A 15,765-nucleotide genomic window follows, 5' to 3' on the forward strand; every position below is an offset into this window, starting at 1 on the left:
TGCCATGGGCGCGCCCTTGACGCCGTTGCCGTCGCTGTCGGCCGCGCCGATCTCGACCATGTCCGGGGACGGCGAGCGGTCCACGACCGGCAGGACGTTCCCGGCGTCGTCGGTCACCCGGATGTTGGAGGTGCCCGCGTACAGGACGAGCCGCAGGAACGCGTCCGTGCTCGGCGGCGCGGCCACCGTCAGATCGATATCCCCGGCAGCCCCGTACATGTCGATGCTCTGACTGTGGCTGACCGTCACCGACGGCACGACCGGGGCATCGGCACCGTCCGCACGCGCGGACGCGACGGGCACCAGGCCGATCAGCGGAGCCAGAACCGCGGCGGCCAGCGCAACGCGACGAGAACGGCGAAGGCGAATACGCAACGTACGTCCTTTCAGTGCCGATGCCGGTCGGGAGACCGTGGTGGGTGCGGGACGCCAGGGAGCCGAATCGCCCTCGGCGAGACGGTTGTGGATCGAGCCGGGGCCGAGACCGCCCGTGGACCGAGGACGTCTCCTTGTTCCCTGCACCGAGATCGGACCGCACCGTCGAATTCGACGCCGTCGCGCCGTGCCCCGCCGCACCGTAGAAGCAGAAGACGCGGAACCCGCGCCAATGCCCGCGTCAAAGGAGTCCCCCCACGAAACGCCCCGCCCACACATGCGTGCGAAGAAGATCACACCTTACACGGGCCCGGAACCCCGTTGCTGGAGTCATGCAGGAGCAACGGGGGGGCCGGGCCGGGGGCGCGGTGGGTCAGGCGGGGGTCAGGTCGAATTCTTCCCAGGGGCCCACTGCTGTGCGGTTGGCGATCAAGGGGGAAGCGCCGGCGGATTCGGCGGTGACGAGGTGTTGGTTGTTGTAGGCGCGGAGGCTGACGCTGCCGTCGGGGTTGTGGAGGAGGTAGAAGGTCTCCCAGGGGCCGGGGCCGCCGCGGTTGGCGATCAGGGGGGAATCGCCCTTGTTCTCGGCGGTGACCCATTGGTTGTCGGAGTGGGCCTTGAGATTCACGGTGCCGTTGTTGTTGGCGACCATGGTGAAGGTCTCGTTCGTGCCGACGGAGGTGGCGTCGGCGATGAGTGAGGTGGTGCTGTTGGGGGCGTCGACGTATTTGCCGTTGGCGTGCGCCTTGAGGCTGATGACCGAGGTGGTGGGGGGCGGGAAGGTGGTGGTGTTGTCGGCGTATCCGGCCGCGGTGATGTTGGCCTGGACGGCGTTCTCGGTCGCGTCGGACGGGAAGCCGCGGGTGACGGCGCCCTCGAAGAACTCCCCCGTGCCCATGGGGCTGTTGTCGCCGCCGGTGCCCAACTCGATGGAGGGCTGCACCTTCATCGGGTTGTAGCCGTTGGGGAGGGCGCCGGAATACGACTGGGTGAGCCCGCCCGACTGCCCGTTGCCGTATTTCAGGGTGAAGTTCGTCGTGCCGTTGTTCTTCTCCCAGGCGCTGACGAACGAGCCGGTCTCACTGGGGATGGTGGGCGGGTTGGGGCCCGCGGCGCTGAAGTACATGCCGTTCTCGAGGTCGCCGCCGACCCAGGGGCCAGGGCCGGTGCAGCCACCGGTCCAGCAGGCGGAGCCGTAATAGATCGCGTTCATGGTCGCGTTGCCGTCGTCGGAGTCGTCCGTCTCGGCCGAGCCGAAGTCGAAGCAGCAACTGCTGCTGACGAGATTCGACGACGTGAGCATGTAGATGCCCTCGGGCTGCGAGCCGGTGGGGACGTTCTTGGCGGCGTTGTTGCGGTAGCCCGTACCGATGTTGTTGAACAGCACGCCGTACGCGTGCCGGCCGCCGATGGTGACCGGCAGGGCCATCGCGTCGGCGCCGATGTCCGAGCCGTTCGGGCCGGGACCGGAGAGGCTGCCCGAGCAGCCGGGGCAGGAACTCCCGGGCGAGATCGGCAGGTTGTTGGCGTTCGGCGTCTGGTCGTACAGCTCGGTGATGGTGCAGGTCGTGCCCGCGCAGAAGGAGTCCTGCGGCGCCGCGTCGACGGGGCCGCCGGCGGACGCGAGGCCGATGTTCCGTGCGCCGTGGTCCGAGTCGCGCTGGATCTGGTACAGCGGGCCGTTGTACGAGGCGAACATCGCGCGGGTGGTGCTGTACGCCGCGGCGCACGGCGTACCGCCCGACGCGTAAATGTCGCACGGCCCCGGTGCGGCCGCCGCGGCGCGCGTCGCCGTCGTGCCGAGGACCGGCACCGCGATCGCCACCGCCAGCAGGAACGCCAGCAGCAGCCGCGTTCTGCGGCGGAGCGGGGATCGGAGTAAGGACAGGGATGTGGCCAGCACAAATGCCTCCCGGAAAGTGTGATGGTGCCCTTCCGCCCGTGGCATGAGCCGGATCGCGGCTGCGCTTGTCGCCGGGCGCGGTCTGAGATCGCCGGTTGTGCTCAGCACGCACCGAATCGGCGGCGTCCCGTGTGGCGCAGCACACATGTTCAGCCGACACTAGGCACAAGTCAAGGGAGCGAGCGCACAACACCGCACAGTTCTGGGGAAGTTCAGGACAAAGCCGAGATGGATCATCGACTCTTATGCGCAATCCGAGCACAAGGGGCGGCGTCCACGGCGGCGGCGGTGAACGGACGACCCGCGCGTGTGGCGTACAGAGGCGCCGGCGCGCCGGTCGGTAGGGTCGCGGTGCCGCCGTACGGAATGGGCGGGAAAAGGGTGTTCGTCCGCCCAGCCCCCTTGTGTGTTCCGCGGCACCGTCACGAGGAGCGCCGCCATCGCCGAGTCAGCTGAACCAGCCGAATCCGCCGGTTCAGTCGCAGCCGCCGGGTCCGACCGGTCCGCCGGACCCGGCCGGCCACGTACGCAGCAAGCCGTCCTGCGGGACACGCTGCTACGGCCGGGCTACCTCACCACACTGCTGCTCTGCGGCCTGATCGGCATCCCCGTCTCACTGCTCGCGTTCTGGTTCCTGGCCGCCCTGCACGAGATCGAGCACATCGTGTGGGTCACCTGGCCGCACGCACTCGGGCACAGCGCGCCGCCGTGGTGGTGGCCGCTGCCGATGGCGGTGGTGCCCGCGGTGGGCGGGGCGCTGGCGGTGCGGTATCTGCCCGGGCGCGGCGGCCACGTACCGGCCGCCGGACTGCACCCCGGCGGGGCGTCGGTGGCCGCGCTGCCCAGCGTCGTCCTGGCCGCGGTCTGCTGCCTGCCGTGGGGCGTGGTGCTCGGCCCCGAGGCACCACTGATCGCCCTCGGCGGCGGGCTGGCGCTGCTCTTCCGCGATCTGCTGCGGGCGCCGGGCGGGCGTACGGGCACCTCGCCGGCGGGCAGCTCACCGGCGGGCACTTCGCCGGCTGGCACGACATCGACGGTCACGGCATCGGCGGGCACCGCGCTGGTAGGCGCCGCCGGTTCGGCCGCCGCCGTCTCGGCGATCTTCGGCAATCCGCTGGTCGGCGCGATCCTGCTGATGGAGGTCGCCGGGGCGGGCGGCCCGCGGCTGTTCGCGGTGATGCTGCCCGTCCTGCTGGCCAGCGGGGTCGGCTCGGTCGTCTTCACGGGCTTCGGCCGCTGGACCGGGCTCCAGGTCGGCGGGCTGAAGCTGGGGCTGCCCGCGCCGCCGCGGCTGGACACCGGCGATGTGGTCTGGTCGGTGCTGACGGCCGTCGTCATCGGCGCGGCCGTGCACGGACTGCTGGTGCTCGGGCGGCGGGTCGCCGTACCGGCAGCGGCCCGGCCGCTGCCGGTGATCGCGGCGTGCGCGGCCGGCATGGCGCTGTGCGTCGCGCTGTACGCGGCGACGACCGGCCGCTCGCCCGCCGAGGCGGCGCTGTCCGGGCAGGCCGCGCTCGCCGGACTCGCGCGGGACCCGCACTCCTGGCCCGTCGGCGCGCTGATCGCGGTGCTGGCCTTCAAGGGCGCCGCGTACGCCCTGTGCCTGGGCAGTCTGCGCGGCGGCCCGATCTTCCCCGCACTCTTCCTGGGCGGCGCCGCCGGCGTCCTGCTCGCGCCGCTGCCCGGTTACGGGGTGGTGCCCGCGATGGCCGCGGGCATGGCGGCCGCGGCCACCGCGGCCCTGCGCCTGCCAGTCAGTTCGGTCGTCCTGGTCGCGCTCTTGGTGGGCCGTACGGACGCGCTGCCCGTGATCATCCTCGCCGCGGTCGTCTCCTTCACCGTCACCACCCTCGCGCCGCAGGGCCCGGACGTGGCGCCGGAACGGTAGGGGGCGCCGGAACGGTAGGGGTGCTGCGGCAGGGGGTCGTCCCGCGGGAGAGGGCGGGAACGGGGGCGAAGACGCCGCGGGTTCCATCAGGGCGGGGAGCAGGTCGGGTCCGTACCGCTGGTGCGCGTGGACGGGGAGGGCGAACCGCCCTACGGGAACGGTCGGTTCGCACGCGGGACGCGGATCTGAACCGCGGAAGCGGGGCGCACGGCCGGCGCTCGCCGGATTGCTCTACGCGCTCTACGCGCCTCCGCAGCCGGTCCTCGGGACGGTCAGAACGGTCAGAGGGGAAGAACGGGCCGCGTGGAAAAGTCCTCGCAGAGCCCTTCGCCTTCCGGGCCGTACACGAATTCGGCCATGCCCGGATTCCGGTTGGCCGTGGCCAGGGGCAGCCAGCCGAGCAGATTCCCGTAGCCGCCGCACACGGACTCGCCGCCGTCTCCGCCGTGAACGCCGGTGGCGTCGCTCGTGACTTCCGCGCGGTAGGTGTCGTAGGCGATGCGCAGGCCGAAGGCGTTCGGACGGTGCTGGGGTCCGGCGATGTCGTCGTAGGGAATGCGGTCGAGGGGGCAGTCGGCGCCCCACCGGAAGAGGGTGTCCGCGCCGGCGCCGCAGGCGTGCTCCCACTCGTCGGACGTCGGCATCCGCAGGCCGCGCGCGGCGAGCACGCCGGGCATGTCGGCCGGGGGTTCGGTCAGGTCCTCGTCCTCGACGGCCATGAGCACGGCGGGCAGGGTGACCGTCCGCCGTGGGCTGAGGAATTGGGCGAGGTGGGACCGCAGGTCGGGGCCGTGACCGAAGCCCTGGTCGAGGCTTGCCGCGTAGTCGGCGGTCTGGGCCGCGGTGGGCTGCCAGCGCTCCGGGTCGAACCCGAGCGTGAGGGTGCCGCCGGGTATGAGGGCGAAAAGCTGCGGCTCGGGCCCGTCGGGTCCCGGCCCGGCCGGCTCCCGCTCGATCCGGACGCGGTGCAGCGGCGCGCCCAAGTGCTCGACGGTGTCGACGCCGACGACGCGGCCCTGCGCCAGGGCCGCCGCCTCCTGGGCGACACGGCGGGCGGCCGGCAGGTCGAAGGACCGCCATTGGGCGAGGGTGAGATCGGCGAGAGTCACGTACCGCAGTGTTCCACCGGGGTACGACACCGTCCCGGTCAGCCCTCGTCCGCCGCCGAGCGGCGGCGTCGGTGGCGGAGGATCGCGCGGGTGATCAGGGCCGCGGCCAGGAGGGCGGCCGCGAGGAGGAAGTAGAGGGAGTAGCGGTTGATCTGGGTGTAGATGGTGGTGATGTGGTTGCCGGCCGTGTAGCCGACGGCGGTCCACAGGCCGACCCAGAGGGCGGCGCCCAGGGCGTTGAAGGCGAGGAAGCGGCGCCAGTGCATGCGGGTGACGCCGGCGATGATGCCGTTGGCCTGGCGCAGGCCCTCGATGAAGCGGGCGATCGTGACGACCTTGCCGCCGTGCCGGGTGAAGAAGCCCTCGGCCTTGTCGAAGCGTTCCGGGGTGAGAAAGACGTACTTGCCGTAGCGCAGGACGAGGGGGCGGCCGCCGGTGCGGCCGATCAGATAGCCGATGTTGTCGCCGATCAGGGCGGCGAGGAAGCCGATCACGGCGACGGCGACGATGTTGAGCTGCCCGGCGCCCGCGTACAGCGCCGCGGCGATCAGGATCGTCTCGCCGGGGGCCGGGACCCCGAAGTCCTCGACGAGGACGAGGCCGCCCACGGCCCAATAGCCCCAGTGGTTCAGCACCGGCGCGAGGCCGCCCAGCACGCCCGGCAGGGGTGATGCGCTCATCCGGCGGCCCCTTTCGTACGTCCGACCGCTCCCCCCGTTGTACAACGCGTCTTTCCGCCGCGCGTTCCCGGTGGGGCCACGGTGCGGCGGGTCTACGGCGGGGCTACGGCGCCGCCCGCCGCGAAGGCGCCGGGCCGAGGCGGGCGAAGGAGCGGGTGAGGCCGCGCTTGAGGAGGCGGGACAGCGGGCGCTCGACGAAGCGGTGGACGAGGTAGCTGAGGGCGAGCATGAGGGCGATGACGGCGGCGACCAGCAGCCGCGGGTCGGCCGCGTCGCGGAAGTAGTGGATGATGTCGGTCCCCACCGCGTAGTGCAGCAGGTAGAAGGGGTACGTGAGGGAGCCGGCGGTCGCCAGCCACTTCCACTGGAGGCGGTCGGTGAGGCCGACCGCGACGCCGACCATGAAGAGCAGGAAGACGGTGTAGAGCAGCAGCGCGCCGCGCCAGCTCGACACGTGCTCCACGGTGTCGATGCGCTTGGCGAGTTCGCTCTGCGCCATCAGCCAGGACATCCCGAGGATGCCCCACAGCAGCATGTCCTGCCCGAAGCGGTGCATCAGGTACAGGGCGAGGCCGGCGATGAAGTACCAGGCGGCGTCCGGGTCGGCGAGCAGCGTCAGGGCGGGCAGCCCGGCCACGGGCGCGAGGGCGGCGGCCACGCCCCACGCGCAGCAGAAGACGACGACCTTGCGGTAGGTGAGGCCGCCCGCCACGACCAGCAGGAAGACCAGGTAGAAGCGCAGCTCCGACCAGAGCGTCCAGTAGACGCCGTCGACGTCCGCGATGTGCGAACCCTGTTGCAGCATCGAGAGGTTGAAGAGCATGTCGCGCCCGGAGACCGGCGGCTTGAACACCGCGGGCCACAGCGTCAGCACGGCGCCGGTGAACAGCACACCGAACCAGTACGCCGGATACAGCCGGATCACCCGCGAGACGAAGAAGTCCCGCGGCCCGCGCCCCCAGCACGACATGCAGATCACGAAGCCGCTGATGACGAAGAAGATCTCGACGCCGATCCAGCCGTACGACGTCACCCGGAACACATTCGGGAAGATGTCGGAGGACGGGCGGCCCCAGATGAGGTTGTGCGGCTGGTTCACCCGCCAGGTGCCGACGTAGTGGTGGAGCGCCACCAGCAGCGCCGCGCACAGCCGCAGCGCGTCGATCACGTACAGCCGCGGCCGGGCGGCACCCGGAGCGGGGGCCGCGCCCTGTACGGGGACGGGTACGGGTGCCGCGGCGGATTCGGGTTCCGGCAGAGGAGCGGGTTCCTGCGCCGTCGCCGATTGCGTCATGTGCTGTGTCCGCCAGTTCCGTTCCGTGGGCCGGGGCCGCCGCCTGCGCCTTCCGGGCACGCGGCCGTTCCTCAACGTAGGCGGGCCGCGCGGCGCGAAACCAGACCGGAAGGTTGAGAATCGGAACGGTTCAGCAGGATGTCATCCGACGCTCGGCAGCCCGCAAGGAAACGACCGCGAGAAGTTCACCCCCGCCGCATCAGGGCCGTGTGCCCGGCGCCCGGAAGCGGCGCGCGCGGTCAGGCGGCGGTGAGGGCGCGCAGCCGGGCCAGCGCCGTATGGATCACGTCCCGCAGATCGGCGTCGGCGCCGTCACCCGCGGCGAGCCACCGCTCGTACGCGACGCGGTGGACGGCGACGCCCGTCTCGGCGGCGATGTCCGCCTCCAGGGCGTCGGTGCCGCGCTGCCGCAGCGCGTCGGCCAACGCGGCCGACAGCGCCGCGAATTTGGCCAGCTCGCGCTCGCGCAGCTCGGTGTCGGCCATGATCACGGCCTGCCGCCGCCGCGCGAACTCCCGGTCGTCGCCGAGGAGTTCGGCCACCACGTCCAGGGCGGCGGCGACCGCGTCCAGCGCGCCCGTCCCCGGCGGTACGGCGGCGAGCGCGGCGAGCGCCCGCTCCTGGAGTTCGGCGGCGCCGTCGAAGAGCACCTCGCGCTTGTCGGCGTAGTGCCGGAAGAAGGTGCGGGCGGTGACGCCGGCGCGCGCGGCGATGTCGGCGACCATCGTCTGCTCGAAACCGCGTTCCACGAAGAGCGCGAGCGCGGCCTCGCGCAGTCGGCCGCCGGCGCCGGGCTCCCACCGTCCCATGGGCACGAGTATAGGTGATGTCATCAGGTGACATCACCGTGCTAGTCTGATGTCACCTGATGACATCACTGGGAGGTTTCCCATGCCCACGACGACACCGGCCACCGCCAAGCGCGTCCAGTACCACCGCTACGGCGGCCCCGACGTGCTGCGCTTCGAGGACTTCGAGCCCCCGGCGCCCGGTCCAGGCGAGGTCCTGGTCCGGGTGCGCGCGGCGGGCGCCAACCCCATGGACCGCAAGATCCGCGAGGGCGAGATGAAGATGATCACCGGCCGGGATTTCCCGATGGGCGTCGGCTACGACTTCGCGGGCGTCGTCGCCGCCGTCGGCCCGGGCGTCACCCGGCTCGCGGCCGGCGACGAGGTGCTCGGCGGCGCGCCGCTCAAGCGGGGCGGCGCCTTCGCCGAGCTGGTGCTCGCCGAGGAGACCGGCGTTGTGCGCAAGCCCGCGGGGCTGTCCTTCGAGGACGCCGCCGTCCTGCCGACCGTCGGACTGACCGCGTACCAGGCGCTGTTCACCAAGGCCCGGCTCGGGCCGGGGCAGGCCGTCTTCGTGCACGGCTGCCTCGGCGGGGTCGGCCGCGCCGCGCTCCAGCTCGCCGCCGCGCACGGGATCTCCCTGGCGGGCAGCTGCCGCCCCACCGCCGCCGACGAGGCGCGCGCGCTGGGCGCCGATCCCGTCGTCGGCTTCACCTTCGACCCGGCGCCGCTGCGCGGCCGGTTCGACCTCGTCCTCGACACCGCGGGCACCCTGCCGTACAAGGCCGCCCGTACGCTCCTCAGGCCCGGCGGCCGGATCGTCGACATCAACCCGACCCCCGCCAAACTCGCGCGCGGCGCGCTGCCCGGCCCGTATCAGGTGCTGATCGCCAAGGCCGTCACCGAGGACCTCGACGCGGTCGCGCGGGCCGCGGGCGAGGGGGCCCTGCGGCTGCCGATCGGCGGCCGGGTGGCGCTGCCCGAGGCGGTCGCGGCGCTCACCGCGCGCGAGCGCGACACCGCGCCGGGCAGCGGCAAGTTCGTGGTGACGGTGGAGTAGGGCCGCTCCCCCGCGGCCGCGCCGGGCGGCGTCTGTCACGGCTGTCACGGCGGCCCCCGGACGCCGGGCCGGACGCGGGCCCGGACGCCGGGCCGGACGCGGATCCGGAAACGGGTCCGCACGCGGATACGGAAGCCGGACCGAACGCGGATACGGATACGGAAGCCGGTCCGGACGCGGCCCCGGAAGCCGCGCCCGAACCCGCGCCGGAATCAAGACCGCGTCAAGGTGCGCGCCCCCGGTGCCAGGAAGCCGTCAAGGCGGTGGGCCGCGGGACGCGGCGCGCGGTTGCCTGGGGACCGTACGGGTCGGCCGTACGGAAGCCGGAGACGTAAGAGACGTACGACGTGACGCACGATGCCGCGGCGCCGCCGCCCGGCCGCCCCGGGCGGCTGAAGGTCTTCCTCGGGGCAGCCCCCGGCGTGGGCAAGACCTACCGGATGCTGGACGAGGCGCGGCGTAGGCTCGACCGCGGCACGGACGTGGTCGTCGCCTTCGTGGAGTGCCACCGGCGCCCGCACACCCTGGCGATGCTCGAAGGGCTGGAGACCGTACCGCCGGTCCACCGCCCTTACCGCGGCGGCGACTTCGCCGAACTGGACCTCGACGCGGTGCTCGCGCGGCGGCCCGAGGTCGCGCTGGTGGACGAGCTGGCGCACACCAATGTGCCCGGCGGGCGCCACGCCAAGCGCTGGCAGGACGTGGAGGCGCTGCTGGCCGCCGGGATCGACGTGATCACGGCGGTGAACATCCAGCACCTGGAGTCCGTCAAGGACGTGGTCGAGAAGATCACCGAGGTGCCGCAGCGCGAGACCGTACCGGACGAAATGGTGCGCAGGGCGCAGCAGATCGAGCTGGTGGACCTGCCCGCGGAGGCGCTGCGCCGCCGGATGGCGCACGGCAACATCTACGCGCCGGAGAAGGTCGACGCGGCGCTGTCGAACTACTTCAGGGTCGGCAATCTCACCGCGCTGCGCGAGCTGGCCCTGCTGTGGGTGGCGGGCCGGGTGGACGAGGCGCTGCGGCACTACCGCAGCGAACACGGCATCGGCGGCGTGTGGGAGACCAGGGAGCGCGTCGTCGTGGCGCTGACCGGCGGCCCCGAGGGCGCCACGCTGATCCGGCGGGCGGCCAGGATCGCGGCCCGTTCTGCGGGCGCCGACGTGGCGGGCGGGGATCTCGCGGGCGGCGACCTGATGGCGGTGCACGTGGCCCGCAGCGACGGGCTCGCCACCGGCGCGTCGCCCGCCGCGCTCGCCGAGCAGCGGCAGTTGGTGGAGAGCCTGGGCGGCAGCTACCACTCGGTGGTCGGCGACGATGTGCCGGCCGCGCTGCTGGACTTCGCCCGCGCGGTGAGCGCGACGCAGCTCGTGCTCGGCAGCAGCAGGCGCGGCCGGATCGAGCGGCTGCTGACCGGGCGCGGCATCGGCGAGACGACGGTCGGCAGGTCCGCCGACATCGATGTGCACATGGTCGCGCACGAACGGGCCGGGCGCGGGCGGCTGTTGCCGTCGCGGCGCCGCACGCTCACCCCCGCGCGGCTGGTCGCGGGCCCGGTCGCCGGACTCGTGCTGCCCGTCGTCCTCACCGCGGTGCTCACGGGCCACCGCGGCAGCCTCAACCTCACCAGCGAGGCGCTGCTGTTCCTGCTGGCGGTGGTGGGTGTGGCGTGCGTGGGCGGTGTGGTCTCGGCGGTCGTCGCGTCGCTGACGGCGTCGCTGCTGCTGAACTACTACTTCATCCCGCCTATCGGGAAGTTCACCATCGCCGAGCCCAACAACATCCTGGCGCTGGCGGTGTTCGCGGTCGTCGCCGGTACGGTCGCGGCCGTCGTGGACCGTTCGCTGCGGCTGTCGCGGCGCGCCGCGCGGGCCACCGCCGAGGCGGAGACGCTGTCGTCGCTGGCGGGCAGCATCGTCCGGGGCGGCGACGCGCTGCCGTCGCTGCTGGAACGGGCCCGCGAGACCTTCGGCATGGACAGCGCGGAACTCATGACGGAGGCCGAGTCGTCGACTCCCCTCGACGGCCCGGGAGTCGAGGTCGCGGCCGGGGACGGCGCGGTCCTCGTCCTGCGCGGCCGTACGCTGTCGGCCGCCGACCAGCGGGTGCTGACCGCCTTCGCCGCGCATGTCTCGGCGGCCGTGGAGCGGGCCAGGCTCGCCGAGGCCGCCGCCGAGGTGGAGCCGGTGAAGGCTGCGGACCGGATGCGTACGGCGCTGCTGGCCGCCGTCAGCCACGACCTGCGCACCCCGCTGGCCGCGAGCCGGGCCGCGGTCGGCTCGCTGCGCAGCCACGAGGTGCGCTTCTCCGCCGAGGACCGGGACGAACTCCTCGCCACCGCCGAGGAGTCGCTGCTGCGGCTGAACCGGCTGGTCGACAATCTGCTGGACATGAGCCGCCTCCAGGCCGGCGCGCTCTCCCTGCGTCTGCGGGCCACCGCGCTGGAGGAAGTGCTGCCCGCGGCCCTGGAGTCGCTGCCCGCCGGCGCCCCGGCCGTCGAGGTCCGCGACCTGGAACAGGCGCCCGCCGTACGGGCCGACCCGCCGCTGCTGGAACGGGTATTGGCCAATCTGATCGCCAACGCCGTACGGCACTCGCCGCCCGGCAGCCCCGTCGTCCTCACCGCGAGCGCGCACGGCGACCGGGTCGAGATCCGGGTCGTGGACCGCGGCCCCGGGCTGCCGGCGAGCGAACGGGAGCGCGCCTTCGAGCCGTTCCAGCGGATGGGCGACACCGACAACAGCACCGGGCTCGGCCTCGGCCTGGCCCTGGCGCGCGGGCTCACCGAGGCGATGGACGGCGGGCTGACACCCGAGGACACCCCGGGCGGCGGGCTCACGATGACCGTGTCGCTGCCCGCGGCCCGGCTCGGCGACGACGCCCGACTCCCCCTGCGGAAAGGCGAGTTGTGAGGCACATCCTCGTCGTGGACGACGACCCGCCGATGCTGCGCGCCCTCGGTACGGGGCTGCGCGCGCACGACTTCGACGTGACCGGAGCGGCGGACGCGGGCACCGCGCTCGATCTGGCGGCCCGCCGCCCGCCCGAGGCGGTGCTGCTCGACCTGGGCCTGCCCGACCTCGACGGCCTCGACGTCCTGCGCGCGCTGCGCGCCTGGAGCAGCGTGCCGGTGCTCGTCGTCTCCGGCCGTACGGGGGTGTCCGCGCATGTCGCGGCGCTCGACGCGGGCGCGGACGACTACATCACCAAGCCCTTCGCGGTCGACGAACTGGCCGCCCGGCTGCGGGCGGTGCTCCGCCGCCCCGCCCAACTGCGGCCGCGCGAACAGGTGGAGCTGGGCGCGTACACGGTCGACCTCGCCCGCTGTACGGTGCTGCCGCGTACGGACCCGGCGGCGGGTGACGGTGCCGGTGCCACTTCCACGCCGAGTGAAGGCGTCCATCTGACGCCCACCGAATGGCGATTGCTGACGGTGCTGCTGCGCAATCCCGAGCGGGTGGTCACCGGGCGCGACCTGCTCACCGAGGTGTGGGGGCCCGAGCACGTCACGCACACGAACTACCTGCGGATCTATCTGGCGGGGCTGCGCCGCAAGCTGGAGCCGGAGCCGTCCGCGCCGCGCCATCTGATCACCGAGCCGGGGCTCGGCTACCGCTTCCAGCCCTGAGGGAGGCGGGAGGGCTCAGCCCAGCCCGGACGCGTGCAGGATCTCCGCGGCGCGGGCGTCGACGCGGGCGGCCGCGGCGGCGGCCACCCGGCGCCCGGTCAGCAGGGTGCCGCGCTCGCGGGAGCGGCGGATGCCGCTCTCCACGGCCTGCCACAGCACCGGGTCGGCCTCCAGCACCGCCATGGGCAGCCGGAGGCGGTGCCCGCGGACGTCACGCAGCTCCAGGACGGCCGCGACCAGGCCGTACCGCTGGACGCAGACCAGCGCGTCGACCCGGACCCGGCGGGCGCCGAGCGGGCCGCGCACGGTCAGCCACCGCTCGTCCGCGGTGACCCGCGGCGGCCACAGCATCACCAGCACCAGGACCGCGCCGCCCGTCCACAGCCCGGCCCGCACCACCGTCAGCGTGCCCGCGCACCCGTCGAGCGTCACCATCAGCCCGAGGAACAGCGCCGCGCAGCCGCCCGCCAGCCGCCGGCCGGCCCGCGCCTCGCGCGCCGTCGCCGTCACCCTCGCTCTTGCTCCTGCTTTTGTTCTTGCTCTCGCGCGCCGCACCGCCCGGCCGGTCCTGCCGGTGATCCCCGTGTACCCGAGCGTGATCCGTGGCTCCATGGGGCCGACGCTAGGAGCGCCGGGAGCCGCCGCACCGGTCACTGACGGTTTGCGTACGCGGTGATGCCGAACCCTGACGGATTCTTGGCACCGGGGAGAAGGTGGCGCCCTCGCGGGCGGGCGTCAGGCTTCGGTCGATTCCGTGCTGCCGGTCGTGCTGTCGGTCGTGCTGTCGGTCGTGTCCAGGTGTTCCGCGAGGCGGAAGAGGGCGGGGACGGCGGCCAGGACGATGTCGCGGTCGGGGGCGGCGAGGGCCGCCAGGGCCGCGTCGAGGCGGTGCTCGTGGGCGCGGGACCAGGCGGTGAGCTGTTCGCGTCCCGCGGGGGTGAGGGCGACGACCGAGCGGCGGCGGTTGGCGGCGTCGACGTCACGGGTGACCAGGCCCGCCTCGATCATCTGGCCGATCAGACCGCTGACGGTGCTGGTCGCCAGGCGCTGGCGGGCGGCGAGGTCGGTGACGCGGGCGGGCGACGCCTCCGCGAGGACCTGGAGGAGTTCGACCTGCGCCATGGGGAGCGTCTCCCACGGGTAGTCGGTGCGGATCGACGAGCGCAGCGCCCGGCGCAGCCGGGTGACCGCCTCGGTGAGCTGATGCGCGTCCGCCACGCCGGCGGTCCGGGCGGCGGTGCCGGACGGTACGGGGCGGGGCTGCTGCGGCATGGCGCAAGGGTAGAGCACCGCGCGCCGCCCACCGCCGGCCTTCCACGGTCCGGACGGCCCGCGAGGCGCCGGGGTGACGCGGCCGCGGGTCAGCTCGTACGGCCGGGCCGGCCGCCGCGGTTCCGGCCGTACGACCAGGGCCGCCGTCATCGGGAATCGCGCGCCCTTACGTGTGCCGCGCCGACGACCGGTTGCCCGCACCGGGGTTGAGCCGTAGCGACGCGAGGGCGCCGACCGCCGCGAGCAGCAGGACCAGGACCGCCCAGCGCGGGCCGGGGAAGGGGCCGTGGGCGGGGGCGAGGTGGAGGGCGAGGGCGACCAGGGCCACGCCGAGGGCGGTGCCCATGCCGCGCGCCATGTTCACCAGGCCGCCGCCGGTCCCCGCCGACCTGGCCGGGATCGCGCCCATGACCAGGGCGTTGTTGGCCGGGGTGAAGGTGCCCAGGCCCATGCCGAGGGCGGCGAGCAGCACGGTCAGCCAGCCGACGGTCAGCGGCAGCACGAGCGTCGCGGAGAGCGCGGCGACGCAGACAAGAGCGCCGACCGTACAGCGGCCCCGGTTGCCGAGGCGCGCGGGCAGCATCCGGTCGGCGCCGGTCGCGGCCACCGCGAAGCCCGCGGGCAGCGCGGTGAGCACCGCGCCCGCGGTGACCTCGGAAGAGCCGGACGCGGTCAGCACGATCGGTACGAGGGTGAGCGGCCCGAACAGCACGAGGTAGCCGCACAGCGCGCCGGCCAGGCCGGAGGAGACGGCGCGGACGCGCAGCAGCGCCGGGTCGAGCAGCGGCACCGCGACCCGCGCCTGCCGCCGTACGAAGGCCCACCCGGTCACGGCCGCGGCGGCGAACAGGGCCGCGACGCCCCAGCCGGGCACCGGCAGGCCCGAGGCCGCGGACACCCCGAGCAGCAGCGCCGTGGTGGCCACGGCCAGCAGGGCGACGCCCGCCCGGTCGAAGCCGTCGACCCGCTGCCGCTCCCGGGTGCGCGGCAGCAGATAGTGGCCCGCGACCAGCGCGACCGCGCCGATCGGCACATTGATGCCGAACACCCAGCGCCAGCCCAGCGTGGACACCAGCAGCCCGCCGACCGTCGGACCCAGCGCGAGCCCCAGCGCCTGGGCGGCCGCCTGCACCCCGAGCGCCGCCCGCATCCGCTCGCGCGGCGCGCTGCCGGTCACCAGCGCCACACTGTTGGCCTGCATCATCGCGGCGCCCACCGCCTGCACGACGCGTACGGCCACCAGGACGCCGAGCGTCGGCGCCAGTCCGCACGCGGCGGAGGCGACGGTGAACACCACGAACCCGTACAGGTAGAACAGCTTGCGGCCATAACCGTCGGACAGCCGCCCCACCGGCACCAGCAGCGCCACCAGGGCCAGCAGATACGCCAGCGACACCCACTCCACGGCGGCCAGCGACGCGTGGAATTCGGTGCGCAGACTGCCGTACGTCAGCGTCACGATGCTGGCGTCGAGCTGCCCCATGAAGGCCCCGAAGCACACGGTGCCCACGGCCAGCCACCACGCCCCGGGCCGCTCCCGGATCCACTCCGGCCGCGCCCGCTCCCGCCCCAGCGCCCCGCGCCACCCGGCGACCGCTTCCGCGCCCCCGCCGGCCCCCACCCGCGCCGGCGGCGCACCCGTCGACCGCTGCGATCCCATACCGCCCACGGTACATCGGTCACCGAACAGTTCGGTAACCGATGAATGAAGAACGGCCGCGGCCGTTCCCGAGCGGATCCCCGGGGTCCTGCGTGACGCATGGTGCCG

The 15,765-nt window shown here is 73.7% G+C and carries 13 protein-coding genes; 4 read left to right on the forward strand and 9 right to left on the reverse strand.

The genetic code is table 11. The features are described 5' to 3' along the window. The coding region (locus tag BM076_RS02875) for a hypothetical protein (protein ID WP_143120510.1) at nucleotides 1-303 on the reverse strand (303 nt) is incomplete at its 3' end. Between the two features lie 445 nt (nucleotides 304-748). Then, on the reverse strand, nucleotides 749-2,278 hold the full coding sequence (locus tag BM076_RS02880; protein ID WP_245795681.1) for an arabinofuranosidase catalytic domain-containing protein: 1,530 nt from the start codon (nucleotides 2,276-2,278) through the stop codon (nucleotides 749-751). A 406-nt stretch (nucleotides 2,279-2,684) separates the two neighbouring features. On the opposite strand from BM076_RS02880, the gene BM076_RS02885 reads away from it, so the two are divergent. Then, a complete protein-coding gene (locus tag BM076_RS02885; RefSeq protein WP_407640609.1) occupies nucleotides 2,685-4,166 on the forward strand; it encodes a chloride channel protein in 1,482 nt (493 codons plus the stop codon). Nucleotides 4,167-4,447: 281 nt separating this feature from the next. Here BM076_RS02885 and BM076_RS02890 read toward each other — a convergent pair whose 3' ends face one another. The 4 genes from BM076_RS02890 to BM076_RS02905 form a co-directional block, all read right to left on the reverse strand. Next, complete coding sequence (locus BM076_RS02890) at nucleotides 4,448-5,275, reverse strand: hypothetical protein (protein ID WP_093711758.1); 828 nt, start codon at nucleotides 5,273-5,275, stop codon at nucleotides 4,448-4,450. Between the two features lie 38 nt (nucleotides 5,276-5,313). Further along, nucleotides 5,314-5,955 (reverse strand): DedA family protein, encoded by a 642-nt coding sequence (locus tag BM076_RS02895; protein WP_093711759.1) that lies wholly within the window; start codon nucleotides 5,953-5,955, stop codon nucleotides 5,314-5,316. Nucleotides 5,956-6,058: 103 nt separating this feature from the next. Then, on the reverse strand, nucleotides 6,059-7,249 hold the full coding sequence (locus tag BM076_RS02900; protein ID WP_093711760.1) for an acyltransferase family protein: 1,191 nt from the start codon (nucleotides 7,247-7,249) through the stop codon (nucleotides 6,059-6,061). 239 nt (nucleotides 7,250-7,488) lie between these two features. Next, nucleotides 7,489-8,058, reverse strand: coding sequence for a TetR family transcriptional regulator (locus BM076_RS02905; RefSeq protein WP_093711761.1), 570 nt, complete (start codon nucleotides 8,056-8,058; stop codon nucleotides 7,489-7,491). Nucleotides 8,059-8,140: 82 nt separating this feature from the next. Here BM076_RS02905 and BM076_RS02910 point away from each other — a divergent pair, with 82 nt between their 5' ends. The 3 genes from BM076_RS02910 to BM076_RS02920 all read left to right on the forward strand — a co-directional run bounded on the left by BM076_RS02910 (nucleotide 8,141) and on the right by BM076_RS02920 (nucleotide 12,725). Beyond that, nucleotides 8,141-9,097 carry an NADP-dependent oxidoreductase gene (locus BM076_RS02910; protein WP_093711762.1) on the forward strand — a complete coding sequence of 319 codons (957 nt, stop codon included), beginning with the start codon at nucleotides 8,141-8,143 and terminating at the stop codon, nucleotides 9,095-9,097. A 347-nt stretch (nucleotides 9,098-9,444) separates the two neighbouring features. Continuing rightward, entirely contained in the window at nucleotides 9,445-12,009 is a 2,565-nt protein-coding gene (locus BM076_RS02915) for a sensor histidine kinase (protein WP_245795682.1), read from the forward strand. Further along, the gene (locus BM076_RS02920; RefSeq protein WP_093711763.1) at nucleotides 12,006-12,725 is read left to right on the forward strand and encodes a response regulator; all 720 of its coding nucleotides are present in this window, start codon (nucleotides 12,006-12,008) and stop codon (nucleotides 12,723-12,725) included. Before BM076_RS02915 ends, BM076_RS02920 begins: the two co-directional genes overlap by 4 nt. A gap of 15 nt (nucleotides 12,726-12,740) precedes the next feature. Here the strand turns inward: BM076_RS02920 and BM076_RS02925 are convergent, their stop codons facing one another. The 3 genes from BM076_RS02925 to BM076_RS02935 all read right to left on the reverse strand — a co-directional run bounded on the left by BM076_RS02925 (nucleotide 12,741) and on the right by BM076_RS02935 (nucleotide 15,657). Beyond that, nucleotides 12,741-13,235, reverse strand: coding sequence for a hypothetical protein (locus tag BM076_RS02925; protein WP_093711764.1), 495 nt, complete (start codon nucleotides 13,233-13,235; stop codon nucleotides 12,741-12,743). A 225-nt stretch (nucleotides 13,236-13,460) separates the two neighbouring features. Next, nucleotides 13,461-13,997 carry a MarR family winged helix-turn-helix transcriptional regulator gene (locus BM076_RS02930; RefSeq protein WP_093712189.1) on the reverse strand — a complete coding sequence of 179 codons (537 nt, stop codon included), beginning with the start codon at nucleotides 13,995-13,997 and terminating at the stop codon, nucleotides 13,461-13,463. 166 nt (nucleotides 13,998-14,163) lie between these two features. After that, nucleotides 14,164-15,657 carry an MFS transporter gene (locus BM076_RS02935; RefSeq protein WP_093711765.1) on the reverse strand — a complete coding sequence of 498 codons (1,494 nt, stop codon included), beginning with the start codon at nucleotides 15,655-15,657 and terminating at the stop codon, nucleotides 14,164-14,166. Nucleotides 15,658-15,765: the final 108 nt, after the last annotated feature.

It is taken from the genome of Actinacidiphila alni, from assembly GCF_900112845.1.
Classification (GTDB): domain Bacteria; phylum Actinomycetota; class Actinomycetes; order Streptomycetales; family Streptomycetaceae; genus Actinacidiphila; species Actinacidiphila alni.

Excerpts from the sequence above, each read along its gene's own strand:
- BM076_RS02905 (WP_093711761.1), bottom strand. The coding sequence starts at position 8,058 with ATGGGACGGTGGGAGCCCGGCGCCGGCGGCCGACTGCGCGAGGCCGCG.
- BM076_RS02935 (WP_093711765.1), bottom strand. The coding sequence starts at position 15,657 with ATGGGATCGCAGCGGTCGACGGGTGCGCCGCCGGCGCGGGTGGGGGCC.
- BM076_RS02895 (WP_093711759.1), bottom strand. The coding sequence starts at position 5,955 with ATGAGCGCATCACCCCTGCCGGGCGTGCTGGGCGGCCTCGCGCCGGTG.
- BM076_RS02910 (WP_093711762.1), top strand. The coding sequence starts at position 8,141 with ATGCCCACGACGACACCGGCCACCGCCAAGCGCGTCCAGTACCACCGC.
- BM076_RS02900 (WP_093711760.1), bottom strand. The coding sequence starts at position 7,249 with ATGACGCAATCGGCGACGGCGCAGGAACCCGCTCCTCTGCCGGAACCC.
- BM076_RS02930 (WP_093712189.1), bottom strand. The coding sequence starts at position 13,997 with ATGCCGCAGCAGCCCCGCCCCGTACCGTCCGGCACCGCCGCCCGGACC.